Raw genomic sequence first — 16,064 nt, 5'->3', positions numbered from 1 at the left:
GTTTATTTATTGGGGGTACAATAAATCCGTGAAAATTGAGTTTGACCCTGACAAACGCGAAAAAACACTGCACGAACGAGGGCTGGACTTTGCGTGTGCGGCAGAAGTTTTCAGTGGCACTCATTTCACAGGACAGGACACCAGGGCAGACTATGCAGAAGACAGATTCATCACCGTTGGATTGCTGGATGCCCGATTGATTGTCATGGTCTGGACACCACGCGGCGAGGTACGCCGCATCATCAGCATGAGGAAAGCCAATGACCGCGAAAAAGCGTTCTACGCCCAATACCTGGAATGACCCTGACGATGCGCCTGAGCTGACAGAAGCTTTCTTCAAGACTGCAGATGTTTACGCAGGCACGGAGCTCAAAAGCCGGGGCCGACCCAAAGCAGCAACGACGAAACAAGCCGTCAAAATCCGCCTAGACGCTGACGTCCTGAGCGCCTTACGCGCAAGTGGCGAAGGCTGGCAAACACGCATCAACGAAACACTGCGTGCATCTTTGCATTTGGCAGGACGAGTCTAATTACTCAAGACGACCAAACCTAACGCTGCGTGCGCCGGCTCTGCAGCAGGGCCACATTCATCTCGCCGCTGAGGGCGCTGGCGTAGAACTTTTCGATCATCTGCACCGAAGTGCGGGCGTTGCGTGCGAGGGTCAGCATGTCAATGCCCTGCCCGTACAAGAGGCGGAACATGATGGAGGTGTGCCGCAGGCAATACAGCGTGCGCGGGCGGCCAAAGGTGTCTTCGGTAGCCACGCCCGCCTCGCGCAGCACCCACTTGAACCAGAAGCCGAGCACCGCCAGCGCGTAGTTGCGGTCTTGCTCGGCCGGTAAAAACACATAGTCTTCCGGGCCGCCCCGGCCTTGCGCTTTTGCCTGTGCCAACAAACGCTCGTACACCTGCACCGCAGGACGCAGCGTGACCATGGGCGTGTCGTGTCGCTTCGTCTCGGGCAGAGTCAGACGTAAATACAGGCTTTCGCCACGCACCACCTGCACATGCTTGTGCCGCAGCTGGCGCACATCGCCCGGGCGCACAAAACTGTTGACCATGAAGCGAATCGCCCACGCCATATCCGGCGGCAAGGTGCGGTTACGCGGCTGCACCCAAAACCGCTCGCGCTCGCCATCGGTGGCCTTGACCTCGGGCGACAGGCTCTGTGTGCGGGTTAGACGCATGGCGGCCTGCACCACTCGGCGGTACTCGCCCACAGTGAGCATGGCACGCGGCCGGTTGGTGATTTTGACCTGCGGCATCTCGGGCAAATCGCGAATCAATTCCTGCTTGCGTGCCAGCTTGAGCAACTTGCGCACGATCACCAGGTATTGCGAGATGGTGGTGGTGGACATGTGCTGCGCGGTCAACCGCTGCACAAAGGCATCCAGATCACGGGCCTTGATCTGGCTGGGGCGAATGTCCCGGAAGTGCGGCAACACATGCGCGTCCAAGCGGTTGCGCAAAATGCCCATCGACGCCGCACTCAACTCCTTGCGCTGCACCCGCAGAGCCTCGTGCGCCAACACCTCCCCCGCGAGCAAGTCAAAACGGTCGCCCGCCTGCAGCTGTTCGGAGCGCGGTTGGTCCATGTGCGACATTGGTGAGCCCTGCAACAACCCACTGGGCTCCACATAAAACGCTACGCACCCACCACGCAAAATGGCGACGCGCTGGCCCGCCAGCTGGGCCACGGCGTGCAAAGGGTCAAGCAAAAAGTCGTCCAGACTCATGCCGACAGCGGCATGAATGGGTTGAATTCTCTTCATTGTTTAGGACACAAAAAAGAGATTCAATGTAGATGCTCTGGCTGCCCTGGCTTCCACCGCTGCTTTCGCTCAATCCGTTACCCTGTCCGGCGGCGTGGCTTACGGCTACCAGTCCACTAAAGACGCTTCCGCTGGCACTACTGCCAAGGGTTTCGGTATGGATACCGCTGCTCTGAAGGCAACCGTGACTGAAGACCTCGGCGGTGGCATGAAAGTTACTGGTGTTGTTTCTGTTGGTGGTCTGGCTCGTGGCGCTACTGTTGGCGGCGAAGACAGCTCCCTCGAGCTGGCTGGTGGTTTCGGTGCTCTGAAATTCGGCGCTCTGGAAATTGGCTCTGGCATTCGTGGTCGCGCACAAGCTGGCGCTCCTGTGAACAACATGGAAGGTGAAGTTCTGGGCGCTGCTGCCAACTACGACTTCGTTGGCTTCACCGCTCCTAAAATGGGCGATTTCACCTTCTCCGCTTCTATCACCGAAAACGCCGGCGCTCCTAAGCTGTCAGACGGTATGAACGCGGCTGCTGGCTCTACTGCTGCCCAATCCGTTGGTTACACCGTTGGTGTTTCTTATGCTGCAGGTCCAGTTTCCGCTGGTGTCGACTTCACAGACGGTAAGAACCCTGCTTCCGGCAAGCTGGATAGCCGTTATCGCGTTTCTGGCAGCTACGACCTGGGTGTTGCTAAAGTTGGTGCTGGCTTCGAGAACCAGAAACTCTTCGGTGGCGGCAATAACAAGTACACCATGGTTGGCGTGAGCGCTCCTATGGGTGCTGTTACCGTTGGCGCAGTGTGGGTCAAGAACGATACCACTGCTACCGCTGGTGACAAGACCGGTACTTCTTTTGGCGTTTCTTACGCTCTGAGCAAGCGTACTAGCCTGTCGGCTAACATCGCTTCTTGGGACGACACCGAAGGTGCTGGCGCCAAGACCGACAAGAAGACCACCATCCTGTTGGCTCACTCTTTCTAATTTGACGCTGGGGTAACCCAGCTTCATTTCAGATTGAATAAAACCCCCACCGTGGCAACACGGTGGGGGTTTTTATTTCGCATTCGTCCTGAAAACGCCAGAGTGCACTTGCACTGCAAGGGCATAGCTTTTGTTCGTTCTCCATTGGTGACAAGGCGAAACCTGATTTTTTGAGTTTGATCGTTCAATCCAACAAGGCTAGTATGAGGTGACGTGTTAAAGCTTGATATGACTTGAACACCACAAGATTACTGCCAATAAAAAAACCCACCGTGTTGCCACGGCGGGGTTTAACTCTTTTCTTTGTGAAGCTAGGTTACCCCAGCGTCAAATTAGAAAGTGTGCAGCAGGCGAACGCGGGATGCGTCTTTCACAGCAGCGGAACCGTTCAGAGCGTTGGTGAACGAACCGTACACTGCATCGATGGAAGTGCGCTTGCTCAGAGCGTACTTGACGCCAACTTGGGTACCCTTGATGTTGGTGTCTTTTTGCTTGCCATAGCCCAGAGAGAAGGTGGTGGCGCCCATGGGAACGCTCACGCCAACTTCCGTACGCTCGTTTGTAGCGGTAGAGGTCTTGGTGTCCATACCGAAGGAAACCTTGGCAACGCCCAGATCATAAGAAGCGTGGATTTCACCGGTGTTGCTACGGACATAGTAAGCTGCGCTCAGAGGACCGTTAGCGTAGGCCAAACGCAACTGAGCACTGTTCTCAGCAGCGCTGAAACCCTCAACGCTGATGTCGCCAGCAGTTTTGCTGATACGAGCAGCAACGGTCAGACCTTGCACCATGGTGGGCAAGGTGTACAGACCATATTGCCAGTTGGCGCTGCAATCAGTACCGTTGCCGAAGGCGTGGGCCAAACCGTAAGCGCCGCCCAGGTTACCTTCGCCCAGAGCTTTGCCTGCGCAAGCCTGACCAACTTTCAATTCGCCGAAGCCACCAGAAATCGCCAGGAAGCCACCGTCGGCCTTAGCAGCGTTGTCGTGACCTTTAACTGCCACGGATTGGGATGCGGAAACTTTCATACCGCCACCCAGATCTTCAGTAGCTGCGAAAGTGAAACCACCATCGGTCAAACCGAGAGCGGCAGTGCCAGTACCAACTTGAGACACGCCATAACCCATGTTACCGCTCAGGGTAACGGATTGAGCGAAAGCAGCGGTGGAAGCCAGGGCAGCCAGAGCAATCAGAGTCTTTTTCATTGCAAATTTCTCCAAAGAGTTAGACAAGGGTCCCGGTGTTGGGGGAAGCGAATTCTTCCCTTGGAACCCCGAGCCAACCTCCGTTTTCTGAAGGTTGAGCGTATTGAAACAGACTCTTGTGACGTTTTCCACCCTGACTGGTCAAAAAACGGGCCTTTTGTTGCGGCCATGCAACAGAAACTCGGGTTTTTCCGTAGATTTGTTCAAAAAACCAGCAATGTGGGCGCACAACTTCATGTGATTTATCAAGTTCAGGGGCGAAGCATTTGGCTACATTGACTGCCAGCGTCACCGGTTTTCAGCCAAAATCCCTACATGCGACTCACAAACGATCAAATCCAGGCTATCAAGCTCACAGCACAGACTGTGCTGGGTGCTGACGCGCGGGTTACTTTGTTCGGTTCGCGCGTGAACGATGCTCGCCGCGGCGGGGATATTGACCTGATGTTTGAAACCCCTCACGCCTTGCCCGACCGAACGGCGCGCGAGTCGGCCTTGTACGTGTCGCTCATTCGTCAGCTGGGCGATCGCAAGATCGATGTCTTGCTCAAAGACGCCCGCACCGCCGAAGCCCCGGTCATGAAGCTGGCCCGGGAAACAGGAGTTTTGTTGTGACGCTGCGTTATTTGCCTGAACACGCGCCGGCCATGCAGCAGGCTGTAGAGCTTGCCCAGCGGGAAGCGGCTCATTTGCTTTACAGCCAGCAGACCTTGTTTGCGCTTCCGATTGACCTGGCCTGGGTGAACGCGCTTGGCGAACAACCGGTTTTGGCCGAAAAGGTAGAAGCTTTTGTCAGCCGCTTTGCTCGTCTGCAAGACCATATTGGGGAAAAGTTGTTGCCCCGATATGCGGCTCTGGTTGGGGAATCGCCCAAAACCCTGATCGACACCTTGGCCTTTGCCGAACGGGCAGAGGTTTTGAGTGATGCCAATACCTTTATTGCCGCACGACGGTTGCGCAACGCCTTGGTGCACGAGTACATGTTCGATGCGCAGGTGTTTCTCGACAACCTGCTGGAAGCCCGGGGCGCCTGTGAACTGTTTTTCCAAACTGTCGACGCAGTTGCCCATGAGGTTGACCGATTGCTAAATTCAAAACCATGACCCCCGACGCCCTCATCCTTGCCGCTGACAGCGCCTTGCGCACCCTTTGGGCCGAGCCGCGCGCCGCCCGGGCCAACCCTGCGCAGGGGGTGGCCAGTGTAGAAATGTCTGAAGCGGAGCGCCGGGAGTCTGCGGCGCTGATGCGCGTCAACCACGTGGGCGAGGTCTGTGCACAGGCCCTGTACACCGGCCAGGCCCTGGCCAGCCGCAACCCCGCGCTGCAAGCCAAGCTCATGGAGGCCAGCCGTGAGGAAACCGACCACCTGGCCTGGACGCTGGAGCGCCTGCGCCAGCTGGACGACCGGCCCAGCCTGCTCAACCCCCTGTGGTACGCCGGCGCCTTTGCCATTGGCTTTGCTGCCGGCAAGCTGGGCGGCGACAAAGTCAGCCTGGGTTTTGTGGTCGAGACCGAAAACCAGGTCGAAGCCCACCTGGCCATCCACATGGAGCGCCTGCCCGCGGCCGATGCCGCCTCACGCGCCATCGTCGACCAAATGAAAACCGACGAGGTGGAACACGCCCGCATGGCCCAGCGCGAAGGCGCGGTGCAGCTGCCGTCCCTGGTGCAAGGCCTGATGCGCAGCGCCGCCAGGGTCATGACCACCGTGGCGCACCGGGTCTAACTTCTCCAAACCTTTGGGGCCTGCCCCAGCCAAGTCGTGTGCCAACCGCACAGGGCTGGCCTTGTGCGCTCTGGAATTTACAAATCCTGATCTTTGGCCAATCAAATAAATCAAAAATAATTTTTAAAGATTCACAAAAACCAGGTAAATCAAAACATTGGCAGTGCCCCCATGAAGTTCCATATCCAGCGATCCACATGGGTGTTGCTGATGCTGATGTGGCCTCAGTGGCTCCACTCACAAAGCCTGCAACAGCTCATTGCAACCAGTCTCGACAGCCACCCCAGCGTTCGCGCACAAGAAGCCCAGGTTCGGGCCAGTCAATCCGACATCGAGCTGGCGCAGCAGCAGTTTCTTCCTTCGTTCAACCTGAGCTGGGAAAAAGCACAAAGCCGCAGTCATGCGGACAACGCCTATGCCAGCGGGCAGAGCGTCGCATTGGCAAGGCTGCAACAACCGCTATGGACAGGGGGGCGCCTGACAGCCAATCTGGATAAAACACGGGCACAGCATCGACTGGCCATAGCCCAACTTAGCGAAACCCAGATTCAACTCGGTCTACGAATCGTTCAGGCTTATGGTGAGTGGTGGGCAGCCGAGCATAAACATCAGGCCCTGGAGAACAGTCTGGCCATCCATACTGAGCTGAAACGACAAATCAGTCATCGGGCCCAGCAAGGCGCCTCAGCTCAGGGCGAGGTCACACTCAGCACGGCAAGACTCGAACAACTCCGTGCAGAAGTACAAAACACGCGTACACAAGGCGCTGTGGCTTTGACAAGGTTACAAGAGCTCAGCAGCCAGGGCCTGAGCATTTCAAGTCTGAAAGCGTCTTACACCCCGGCACCTGTGATCGATACTCTATTTGAAGAAGCCCTTCACGCACAGGCGATCGAGCAAGCCCCTATATTGGAACGCCTCAAAGCACAACAGGCTATCGTAGTTCATGAGCGCGAAGAAAAAGCTGCCACTCGCTGGCCCGAGATTTATGTGCGGGCAGAGCACCAGGCCGGCAGTGCCGATACCCCCCAAGCATTTTCCGGCAACCGGGTGTTTATCGGCTTGACAGCCTCAACTGGCGCCGGCTTGAGCCTGAGCAAGCAAATGGACAGCCTGCTGCAAAGGGAACGCGCTATTGAAGCCGAAGTCGAAGCTGCACACAGGAACTTGCGGGAACAAATACAGACAGAAGTGCTCTGGCTACGCGCCAGCCAGGACCGCATAACCAGCCTCGCGTTGCACGTGCAAGCAAGCCAGTCCATCCAGGAAGCCTATGCCCGACAGTTCAATGCAGGCCGAAAAACCTGGATTGATGTGATGAACGCTGCGCGCGAACTGACCCAGGCACACGTCCAGATCGCAGAGGCACAGGCCATGGCACTGACCGCGGCCTGGCGCCTGCACATCCTGACTCGGGGCCTGGAAAAACCAGCCACCTCGCCCTGAGAGATTGGACAACTACACCCATGATCACATTGTTTCCTGCACTGCTAAGGCTGGCACAACGGCAAGGTCAATTCCTGGACAAGAGCGCGCTCTTTGTGACCATGACCGACAGCCTCCAACAAGAACAAGATCCTAAAAAGCAATTGCAGTCTCTGGTCAAACACTGGCCAACAATACGCTTGCGCTGGCGCGATCCGCAGGAAATTGACCCCACCTGTCTGCCTTGTCTGGTCCATCGCCCTCAAACGGGGTGGGCTGTTTTGCATAGCCAGTCTGCTCAATCCGAATGGGTCATGGAGAGCTGGAACACCGACAAGGCGGGCTGGCAGGAAATCTGCCTGCCCTCGCTTGGTGGGCTACTGGTGACACAACTGCACTTTGACAGTGTCAACAACGCCAGTCCAGTGCTTGAACACGTCAAAAGAGCCATCAACACCCGTCGAAGGGAAATTGTCGAGGCCCTGCTCGGCAGCGTCATGATCAACATCGTTGCACTTGCGGCTTCCATGTACAGCATGCAGGTATATGACCGGGTCATTCCAACCTCAGCCCGTCAAACCCTCTGGGTCCTGACCTTGGGCGTGATTGGCGCCACAGCCTTCGAACTGATAGCCAAGTGGACACGGTCGCGCCTGTACGACAACATCATTGACCATGTCGATCAGCAACTCTCCCGTGCTGTTTATTCCAAATTTCTGGCCATCCGCCTGGATCAGATGCCGCGCAAAGTTGGCGCTTTGGCTTCGCAACTCAGAAGTTACGAAACCATTCGCCAGTTCCTGACCAATTGCGCGACGCAATGGTTGGTGGAAATTCCGTTCGCACTGATATTCACTTGCGTCGTGGTAGCACTCGGAGGCTGGCTGGCCGTCATCCCACTCGTATTTTTACTTGCATCAGTAGCACTGGGCGTGTGGTCGCACCAGCGTATCGAACAACTTGGCATGCAAGTACAACAAGCCAGCCACCGCAAGACAGGACTTCTGGTCGAAGCCATCGAAGGGGCTGAAACCATCAAATCGGGACAAAGCGGCTGGCGCATGCTGACCCGCTGGATGCAAAACACAGACCAGTCCAGGCAGGAAGACAAACACATGCGACAACTGGGCGAGCACAACCAGTATTTGATTGCAGCCATGCAGCAACTGTCTTATGTCCTGATAGTGGCCACAGGCGCACTGTGGGTCTCACAGGGAGAAATGACCATGGGTGCTCTGATCGCCTGCACCATTTTGTCTGGCCGTATCCTCACACCCGTCAGCCAACTGCCTCAACAAATCACACAATGGGCACATGCAAAAGCAGCACTCAAATCGCTAGAGCACTTGTGGGCATTGCATGACGACCACCACGGCATAGAGCACCCGATTGTGCTGAGCACTGTTCGGGGCGACTATAACATCGAGAAACTTCAATTCAGTCACGGCATCACACCCGCACTGAACATCCCTAATCTGCGTATTGCAGCGGGAGAAAAAATAGGCGTACTGGGCCCTATTGGCTCTGGAAAAACCACTTTGCTGCGCATGCTCAGCGGCATGTACAAACCGCAAATCGGCACCATCACACTCGATGGTATCGATTTGTCACACATCGCCAAACCCGTCCTCAGCGAACGCATGGGTTACCTCCAGCAAGAAGGGCGCCTGTTTGCCGGCACACTGCGCGAAAACCTGATTCTGGGTATGCCCGACCCTGGAGACGAAGCCATCCTCGCTGCTGCGCAGGAAACCGGCTTGCTGGCCAACGTCATACACCCACATCCGCAAGGACTACATCAAGTCATTGACGAAGGCGGATTGGGTCTATCAGGAGGACAACGCCAGCTGCTCAACTTCACACGTGTCATCCTCAGACGTCCTCGCATCTGGCTGCTCGACGAGCCGACCGCTTCGATGGATAAAAACATTGAGCATCGCATCATCCAGGTCCTCAAGCAACGCCTGCGTCCCGAAGACACCCTCATTCTGGTCACCCACAAAAACGAGCTGCTAGAGCTGGTCAATCGCATCGTCGTTGTCGCCAAGCACCGAATCGTGCTGGATGCTCCTAAAGACGTCGCTTTAGCACGCTTGGCGGGCACCCCGCAGGGAACTGCAACATGAAACGCCAGATACAAAACTTTCGTCCCAGCATGACCTTGGTCATGGCATGCGGTCTGACCGGCTTCATCGCGTGGGCCAGCTGGTTTGATATCGACCAAAGCGTACGTGCGACAGGCCAGATCATTCCTGGCACACGAACCCAAATCATCCAGACGGCAGATGGTGGCGTACTGTCCGAGATCCTTGTACACGAAGGTCAACAAGTAGAGGCAGGCGAGCGACTGGCCGTCCTGGAGAAAGACCGTAGCCATGCAGCCTATTCAGAAACGCAGGCCAAAGTAGCCTCACTACAGATCGCTCTCATCCGGGCACATGCAGAAGCGCAACTGAGGACACCCGTTTTTACCGACCCTTTGCAGCAATACCCTGAATTCATACAGGCCCAAATGGCGCATTACCTACAGCGTCGTCAGGGACTTGATGACGAACTCCATGCGCAGCGCACCGCCCTGAAGCTAGCGCTGGAGGAACATCAAATGAACCTCAACCTTTTCACCACAGGCGATGCCAGCAAAGTGGAAGTGCTGCGCACACAACGCCAAGTCAGCGAAATCGAAAGTCGACTCCAGTCGGTCCGCAACAAATACCAGCAAGAGGCAAGGCTAGAAGTCATCCGCCTCCACGACGAGTTATCTACCCATCAGCACAAACTGGAAGAACGACAAAGTGTCCTTGAGCACACTGAATTGACAACACCCACAGCAGGCATCGTCAAGTACCTCAAGGTCAACACGGTAGGTGGAGTTCTGCGCGCCGGAGACGAATTGATGCAAATCTCTCCCACTGACAGCGAGTTGGTCATTGAAGCCAAGGTCAACCCTGCCGACATTGGCCAACTTCACACAGGCTTGCCCGTCGCCATCAAGTTTGATGCCTTTGACTACAGCACCTACGGCACCATGACAGGCGTACTCACTTACATCAGCTCAGACACCCTTAATGAAACCAGCCCAGCCGGTGTTTCCAGCACTTACTACAGAGTACACGTAAAGCTGAACCCCACCTCCGAGCAAGCCAAGCTACGTACCGACATGCTCAAGCACGGGATGACCGCGAGCATTGACATCCAGACCCGACGCCGCTCGATCATGAGCTACCTCACCAAACCTTTGCACAAAGCCTTTGGAGGCGCCCTCAACGAGCGATAAGACCATGCACATCGCCATTCTTGAAGACGAGTACATCCTGGCTCAACATACCCAGGACCTGCTCCAGAACGCCCAGCACACAGCGGAAATTTTCACGAGCGGAAAAGCCTTGCTCAAAGCCTTGCAGCGCCAGACATTCGACATGTTGGTGCTGGACTGGAACGTGCCTGACCTCAGTGGCATTCGCGTTCTCCAACATGTTCGCGAAGAACTCAACAGCGCCATCCCGGTTCTTTTCCTGACCAGCCGGCAATTTGAACAAGAAATCGTCTACGCCCTGACTTGCGGAGCTGACGATTACTGTGCCAAGCCACTCAGGGAAAACGAGTTCATGGCACGCATTGCCGCCCTCGGGCGCAGGGCCTACAAGAACGATGGCCAGAACACTTCATTGCAAAAGCTCACAGGCTACACCTTCAACCGACTGGACAACACAGTGCAATGGACATCGCAAGGTAACCACCAAGTGGCCAAGCTGTCTGAAAAGGAATTCAACCTGGCCCTGTTCCTGTTCGAGAACACGGGACGATCCCTGTCGCGAAAGCGCTTGATGACCCACATTTGGGGCAGAGATGATGACGCGTGCTCTCGAACACTGGATGTGCATATCTCTCAAATCCGCATCAAGCTCGACTTGTCGGCAACCTCCAGGTTACTGCGCCTCAAAGCCATTCATGGATTTGGTTATCGAATCATCAGTGCAGAAAGTTCATCAGATGAATTCCGTACCTCAACACCTCTTTAAAACCTTTGCAGCCGTTATTTGCCTGCACAGCAGCGCTCATTGCACGGAGGCATTCGCGCCCAGCACCGAGCCTCATGAGCTCACGTCCTACACCGTCCAGCCTGGAGATACTTTGGCAAGTCTGATTGGAGACTTGCAACTGCCTGAGGACAGTGCGCAAGCGCTGCATCAACTCAAGACAATAAACCCGAGCCACAGCATTACTGCTTTGCGGCCAGGTCACGCACTTAAAGTTCCGCAAAGCTGGCTACGTCAGGACTCATCTCCACTGCGCGTCTCGCAAATGACTTGCACAGGCACACTCTTACCCGAGCTTTCTGACGGTAGAGTCCTGGCGCCAGACCAATGGCTGGCAGAAGGCAGCACCATCAAGGTTCCGATCGGATGCAAGGTTGGCCTGCTGCTTCAAGACGGATCGCGCCTGTATCTTCCCTCTGGTGCGGTCGTACGCCTGGACGTCTTGCGTCAGCAAGTGCTGCATAAAGCACCCTTGGTACAAATTCGCCTGCTTCAAGGTCGACTGGGACTGGACATCTACAAACAGCGTCCTGCTCGCTCGCGCATCGAAGTCCAGACCCCTAAAGCAACCACCGGTGTTCGCGGCACACAATTCCGAGTGGGCCTCTCACCGCAGCAACAAGACACCCTGATTGAAGTACTCGAAGGGAAAGTCCAGGCTCACGGCAACTCAGATCAACAGGCGACGACCATCGACAAACTCGAAGGACTTGTGATCAGCGCAGAAGGTCAAAGCCACGAGCCAGAAAAGTTGCTGCCGGCGCCACAGCTATCGCACAACAGCCAAACTCAAGGCTGGGTCTTCCTGCCCGTCACACATGCAAGCGCTTATGCCATCGAGAAACTTGCCAATGCCAACACCTCGGTGGAGGAGACTCCACACATCACGCCATCACCGTATGTGTTACCGCCGGTAAATCCAACGTCGGCGGCAGAACTCTACCGGGCCGCGTCCATTACCCCCAGTGGGCTTAAAGGGCCATCAGCCACTTATGCCATGTGTGGTCAGCCAGCTTGCAACATTCCATTTGACTTGAGTGAAGCACAAGGACACATCAAGCGCTTTGAGCTCAAACACATCCAGGGTCAGACGTCACAAACCATGCTGAGCACACAAATATCAGGCACGATGGCCAGCATGATCGCAGCAGGGCTCAAGCCTGGGCACTACCAGTGGAGTATTGAGTACAACTCATCATCTTCAAGTGCTCAACCGTCTCAGGCTATCAGGACACAAGGTGACTTCATCTTGTCCAGCCCCAGAACTGTCGCATCGCAGTGACGATGCGCTTGATTCCAGCAGGCTGGAAGCACCACCCAGCTCTTGACTGGCTGATCACCCTGCTATGCGCGCAGCTGCTGCTGAGCGGCCTGCACCACATGATGTTTGGCAGCAGCGCCAATTTACGGCTCTACGACTCCATGCTGATGCAGAAGGGCTACACCGCCAGATCCGACATCGTTGTAGTAGGCATTGACGATCGCACCCTTGAAGAACTGGGGGGTTGGCCCTTGAAGCGGAGACATTACGCCCATCTCCTGCAGCGCATGAGCGATCCAGCCAACCGACCCAAAGCCATCGGTCTGGACCTGCTTTTTATTGATGCCACAGATGACGACGTACAACTGGCCCATGCCATGAAAGACCTGCCTGTCGTCCTGCCAGCGCCACCAGAGCGAAGCATGGAAACGACCCCCAGCCTGGCCCATGCAGTCAAAACGTATGGGCACATCCAGCTCAATTACGACCTGGACGGTATCAGCCGCAGTATTCCCCACAGCATCAACCAATTACCTCACATGGCACTGGCCATGGTGCTGCGAAGCGGAGACCCTAAAGCAATTGACAAAGTCAAAACCTACAACCAGAGACAAACATCTCAAAGATTCCGGATGGTCGATCCTGAAGTAGGCTTCACCACCATCTCTCTATCCGACGTACAGAGCCCATACTTGGCAAGCGATATCTTCAAGGACAAATGGATCCTGATCGGACTGACGAGTTCCAGCCTGGGAGACAACCACTCCACCATCTACTCTGGCATCAACGGTGCAAGCACCCCGGGTATCTATATCGTTGCCAGCATCCTCAACGAAGCCCTCAACGACCAATGGATCAATGTTCTCCCGGATTCAACAGCATGGATTCTGGGCGCCATTTTACTGACCCTCATCTCGCTGCTGCTCTTCTGGAGCAATCCATCCAGAGTCTTTGTTGTCACCGCAGCGGCGTTGACTGCAATCTGTGTCATTGACTATGTCTTGCTCAGCAGATTCAACATCTGGATCAACATCGTTCCGTGCGGTATCGTCATCAGCTTCATGGGTGGCTTCTGGTCATGGCGAAGGCTCATGACCACCGTCAGCGCAATCAAAGACCAACTTGGAAAAACGCAGCACAGCACCGCTTTGCAGCTTGGAGAGGCCATCCCAGAACCTTCTTCGCAGCCAACATTCGACCCCTTCACCGACCAGACACACCGCGTCGTCAAAAAACTCAATACCGCTATTGAACTTCAAACCAACGATCTTCAGCTGCTCAACAACATCCTGCAGCAAATCCCGGCTCCTGTAGCCATCTTTGACATCAACAACAAACACCTGATCAGCAACCAGGCTATGAACAGCCTGGCCAGAAAGTTGAATCTCGCAACCAACCAGAGCACTCACTACGACTTTGAACAATTGATCAGCGCTCTGAAAGTATCCACATCACGGGCTACCTCATCCAGCAAGGAGGAAATCATCGTCAGTCTCAGTCAATACAACCTGCCCAACCTTTACTTTGTGCTGGAAACTTCAGAAATTCAAAGCGCCGACTCGTACAAACTCAAACTCATCACACTCACCGACATCACGGCCAATCAACGACATCAGATACAACGCGAACAAACACTTCAGTTCCTGTCGCACGATATGCGCACGCCCATCGCTACCATCTTGGCTCTCAAAAAGCGACTGCTGCAGCTGCCCGTCGGCAACATGCCCCAAGTACAGACTTGTGCAGAACAGATCTCTCAAAGTGCACAGCGGCTCATGGACATGATGGACGGCTTCATCGTCCACAGCCAAGCCCAGGAAATGCCCTTGCACCTCACCAGCTGCCTGCTCAGCGACTTGCTAGACGACGCTATCGAGCAGGCACAACCACTGGCTGAGCAACACCAAGTGCAACTTCAGCTCATTGAAACCCACTCTCTCTTTCGCGTCATGGTAGATACACACCTCGTGATCCGCGCACTGCTCAACCTTCTGCACAACGCAATCCGACATGGTGTATCGGGTAGCCAAGTCACCATCCGCACATCGATCCACCACGATCAAAAGCAATCCATGGCACGTATCGAAATCCTCAACCCCATTGGAAATTTACAACCACTCCAAGACATCAAAGGATTTGGACTCGGTCTCAAATTTGTCAAAACCACCACGCTGCGTCACGAAGGCAAATTTCATATGCAAATTCCCTATCGCGACAGCGTCACGCCACTGGCATGGATTGCACTGGACATTCCATTGGCAGCGGACTGATTTTTAAAACATTTAATGAATTTACGAGAATTAATAAATTAGCCAGCACGCTGCAAGTCCAATGACGAATATCACTGACATACGTTCATTTGAACAGCGCAAGAGCTCTCATGAAGCCCAAAACCCCTAAACAAACAAACCAGAGACAGATCTTCATCACTTCTGGCGAAACAGCCAAAATTCTTGGCCTATCGACAGTCACAGTGCAAAAACTGGCCGACGAAAAGCAAATCATGGGCTGGCGGACATCGGGTGGACACCGCAGGCTACACAGACAATCCGTGCTGGATTACCTGCACAAGCACCCCTTTCCTATCGCCATCAGTGACCAACCCACAGAACACTGCGTGCTGCTCATCACAGATGACTCCAAGAAATTAGCGGCCCAACAAGAAGGTTGGCTACGAATTGGTCATCAAGAAATGATCCAGATTACAGGCTCCATTATGGAAGCCATGCTTCTTCTGAATCAACGTACGTTTGGTTTACTCATCATCGAACTCGATCGCAGCACGTCCGAACTCGAACTGCTCATTCAAGATCTCGTCAAAAGTTGCACCAAGCAAAAACTGCGTCTGATCATCACCTTGTTTACGACAAAGCAAAAAGTCCAACTCCCCAACCCCAGTGAGCACATTCGCGCTCATCAGATTCCAGACAAACTCAAGACAAGCCATCTCCAGGCCCTATGGATCGGCAGTCAAATGAATCGCTGGATCTGAAATCCTCAAGTTTCCCTTTACAAGATTTATCATTTTTTGAGCCATTCGATCGAAAAATCGAGCTGATCAAACTCATCTCGATCTGGATCTCACATGGCTCAACTTTTGCTTCAGCAATCGACTCAATTTTCGAAAGAATTTGCCACGCAGCCCGTTGATCCGGGCATCACACTGCTCAAACTTCCGATTGAACCAGGCCCTGTCGTCGTCAGGACGCAGCCGGGCAACAGTTATCGCATCGTAGACGCCGCTACGGACCAAATACAAAGCGTCAAGAAGGTACAGCGAAAAAACCGGGACCTTCATGTGGAGCTACAGTCAGGAACAACGCTCGAATTGCAGGATTTCTATCCAAACGATCCGTCAATTGCCGCGGTTGAGTCCGCCAGTGAATTTGTCATAGTTACCGAAAATACGGCTCAAGCGTATATCCAGGTCAGCAGCCATACTTTGCTGGCAGACAGCGCTGTGAGTGAAGTGCTTATTTGGGAAAGCGTGGTATCGACTGCCAGTGCATCTGTTCTGCCCGCTACGCAAACATCCATGAGTGCCCTCATCGGTGGCTTTGTAGCCAGTGGGGTGGCACTGTCTAGCTCCACCGTCCGCAGCACCCCAGTAGACCCAGTAGACCCAGTAGACCCAGTAGACCCAGTAGACCCAGTAGACCCAGTAGAC

15 protein-coding genes and 1 pseudogene are annotated in these 16,064 nt (G+C 54.8%); 14 read left to right on the top strand and 2 right to left on the bottom strand.

What is annotated here, in order from left to right; translation table 11 throughout:
• Nucleotides 1-28 precede the first annotated feature (28 nt).
• Nucleotides 29-301, top strand: coding sequence for a BrnT family toxin (locus AAFM15_RS08435; protein ID WP_341686272.1), 273 nt, complete (start codon nucleotides 29-31; stop codon nucleotides 299-301).
• Entirely contained in the window at nucleotides 261-530 is a 270-nt protein-coding gene (locus AAFM15_RS08430; RefSeq protein WP_341686270.1) for a BrnA antitoxin family protein, read from the top strand. Before AAFM15_RS08435 ends, AAFM15_RS08430 begins: the two co-directional genes overlap by 41 nt.
• A gap of 19 nt (nucleotides 531-549) precedes the next feature.
• Here AAFM15_RS08430 and AAFM15_RS08425 read toward each other — a convergent pair whose 3' ends face one another.
• Nucleotides 550-1,773, bottom strand: coding sequence for a hypothetical protein (locus AAFM15_RS08425; RefSeq protein ID WP_341686269.1), 1,224 nt, complete (start codon nucleotides 1,771-1,773; stop codon nucleotides 550-552).
• A gap of 37 nt (nucleotides 1,774-1,810) precedes the next feature.
• On the opposite strand from AAFM15_RS08425, the gene AAFM15_RS08420 reads away from it, so the two are divergent.
• A complete protein-coding gene (locus AAFM15_RS08420; protein ID WP_341686306.1) occupies nucleotides 1,811-2,743 on the top strand; it encodes a porin in 933 nt (310 codons plus the stop codon).
• A 332-nt stretch (nucleotides 2,744-3,075) separates the two neighbouring features.
• On the opposite strand, the gene AAFM15_RS08415 is transcribed toward AAFM15_RS08420, so the two are convergent.
• Nucleotides 3,076-3,948 carry a porin gene (locus tag AAFM15_RS08415; RefSeq protein ID WP_341686268.1) on the bottom strand — a complete coding sequence of 291 codons (873 nt, stop codon included), beginning with the start codon at nucleotides 3,946-3,948 and terminating at the stop codon, nucleotides 3,076-3,078.
• 315 nt (nucleotides 3,949-4,263) lie between these two features.
• On the opposite strand from AAFM15_RS08415, the gene AAFM15_RS08410 reads away from it, so the two are divergent.
• The 11 genes and pseudogenes from AAFM15_RS08410 to AAFM15_RS08360 form a co-directional block, all read left to right on the top strand.
• Nucleotides 4,264-4,563 (top strand): nucleotidyltransferase domain-containing protein, encoded by a 300-nt coding sequence (locus tag AAFM15_RS08410; protein ID WP_341686267.1) that lies wholly within the window; start codon nucleotides 4,264-4,266, stop codon nucleotides 4,561-4,563.
• Nucleotides 4,560-5,051, top strand: coding sequence for a hypothetical protein (locus AAFM15_RS08405; protein WP_341686266.1), 492 nt, complete (start codon nucleotides 4,560-4,562; stop codon nucleotides 5,049-5,051). The genes AAFM15_RS08410 and AAFM15_RS08405 overlap by 4 nt, the downstream gene beginning before the upstream one ends.
• Nucleotides 5,048-5,674 carry a 2-polyprenyl-3-methyl-6-methoxy-1,4-benzoquinone monooxygenase gene (gene coq7, locus AAFM15_RS08400; RefSeq protein ID WP_341686265.1) on the top strand — a complete coding sequence of 209 codons (627 nt, stop codon included), beginning with the start codon at nucleotides 5,048-5,050 and terminating at the stop codon, nucleotides 5,672-5,674. Before AAFM15_RS08405 ends, coq7 begins: the two co-directional genes overlap by 4 nt.
• A 171-nt stretch (nucleotides 5,675-5,845) precedes the next feature.
• Nucleotides 5,846-7,120 (top strand): TolC family protein, encoded by a 1,275-nt coding sequence (locus AAFM15_RS08395; protein ID WP_341686264.1) that lies wholly within the window; start codon nucleotides 5,846-5,848, stop codon nucleotides 7,118-7,120.
• Between the two features lie 20 nt (nucleotides 7,121-7,140).
• Nucleotides 7,141-9,225: an ATP-binding cassette domain-containing protein gene (locus AAFM15_RS08390; RefSeq protein ID WP_341686263.1), complete on the top strand. Its 2,085-nt coding sequence runs from the start codon at nucleotides 7,141-7,143 to the stop codon at nucleotides 9,223-9,225.
• Entirely contained in the window at nucleotides 9,222-10,373 is a 1,152-nt protein-coding gene (locus tag AAFM15_RS08385; RefSeq protein WP_341686262.1) for an HlyD family efflux transporter periplasmic adaptor subunit, read from the top strand. The genes AAFM15_RS08390 and AAFM15_RS08385 overlap by 4 nt, the downstream gene beginning before the upstream one ends.
• A gap of 4 nt (nucleotides 10,374-10,377) precedes the next feature.
• Nucleotides 10,378-11,118 carry a response regulator transcription factor gene (locus AAFM15_RS08380; protein WP_341686261.1) on the top strand — a complete coding sequence of 247 codons (741 nt, stop codon included), beginning with the start codon at nucleotides 10,378-10,380 and terminating at the stop codon, nucleotides 11,116-11,118.
• Nucleotides 11,048-12,418: a FecR domain-containing protein gene (locus AAFM15_RS08375; RefSeq protein ID WP_341686260.1), complete on the top strand. Its 1,371-nt coding sequence runs from the start codon at nucleotides 11,048-11,050 to the stop codon at nucleotides 12,416-12,418. Before AAFM15_RS08380 ends, AAFM15_RS08375 begins: the two co-directional genes overlap by 71 nt.
• Before the next feature lie 2 nt (nucleotides 12,419-12,420).
• Nucleotides 12,421-14,667, top strand: a complete 2,247-nt coding sequence (locus AAFM15_RS08370) for a CHASE2 domain-containing protein (protein ID WP_341686259.1) — start codon at nucleotides 12,421-12,423, stop codon at nucleotides 14,665-14,667.
• A gap of 110 nt (nucleotides 14,668-14,777) precedes the next feature.
• On the top strand, nucleotides 14,778-15,389 hold the full coding sequence (locus AAFM15_RS08365; protein ID WP_341686258.1) for an excisionase family DNA-binding protein: 612 nt from the start codon (nucleotides 14,778-14,780) through the stop codon (nucleotides 15,387-15,389).
• Between the two features lie 93 nt (nucleotides 15,390-15,482).
• Nucleotides 15,483-16,064 (top strand): annotated as a pseudogene (locus AAFM15_RS08360) (hypothetical protein); the annotation flags it as partial.

Origin of the sequence: Limnohabitans sp., from assembly GCF_038134685.1 — a bacterium.
Lineage (GTDB): Bacteria > Pseudomonadota > Gammaproteobacteria > Burkholderiales > Burkholderiaceae_C > Limnohabitans_A.
The sequence above is the reverse complement of the archived record's forward strand: the minus strand, read 5'-3'. Positions and strand labels throughout refer to the sequence as shown.

Excerpts from the sequence above, each read along its gene's own strand:
- AAFM15_RS08365 (WP_341686258.1), top strand. The coding sequence starts at position 14,778 with ATGAAGCCCAAAACCCCTAAACAAACAAACCAGAGACAGATCTTCATC.
- AAFM15_RS08430 (WP_341686270.1), top strand. The coding sequence starts at position 261 with ATGACCGCGAAAAAGCGTTCTACGCCCAATACCTGGAATGACCCTGAC.
- AAFM15_RS08415 (WP_341686268.1), bottom strand. The coding sequence starts at position 3,948 with ATGAAAAAGACTCTGATTGCTCTGGCTGCCCTGGCTTCCACCGCTGCT.
- AAFM15_RS08370 (WP_341686259.1), top strand. The coding sequence starts at position 12,421 with ATGCGCTTGATTCCAGCAGGCTGGAAGCACCACCCAGCTCTTGACTGG.
- AAFM15_RS08385 (WP_341686262.1), top strand. The coding sequence starts at position 9,222 with ATGAAACGCCAGATACAAAACTTTCGTCCCAGCATGACCTTGGTCATG.
- AAFM15_RS08395 (WP_341686264.1), top strand. The coding sequence starts at position 5,846 with ATGAAGTTCCATATCCAGCGATCCACATGGGTGTTGCTGATGCTGATG.
- AAFM15_RS08410 (WP_341686267.1), top strand. The coding sequence starts at position 4,264 with ATGCGACTCACAAACGATCAAATCCAGGCTATCAAGCTCACAGCACAG.
- AAFM15_RS08390 (WP_341686263.1), top strand. The coding sequence starts at position 7,141 with ATGATCACATTGTTTCCTGCACTGCTAAGGCTGGCACAACGGCAAGGT.
- coq7 (WP_341686265.1), top strand. The coding sequence starts at position 5,048 with ATGACCCCCGACGCCCTCATCCTTGCCGCTGACAGCGCCTTGCGCACC.
- AAFM15_RS08425 (WP_341686269.1), bottom strand. The coding sequence starts at position 1,773 with ATGAAGAGAATTCAACCCATTCATGCCGCTGTCGGCATGAGTCTGGAC.
- AAFM15_RS08375 (WP_341686260.1), top strand. The coding sequence starts at position 11,048 with ATGGATTTGGTTATCGAATCATCAGTGCAGAAAGTTCATCAGATGAAT.
- AAFM15_RS08380 (WP_341686261.1), top strand. The coding sequence starts at position 10,378 with ATGCACATCGCCATTCTTGAAGACGAGTACATCCTGGCTCAACATACC.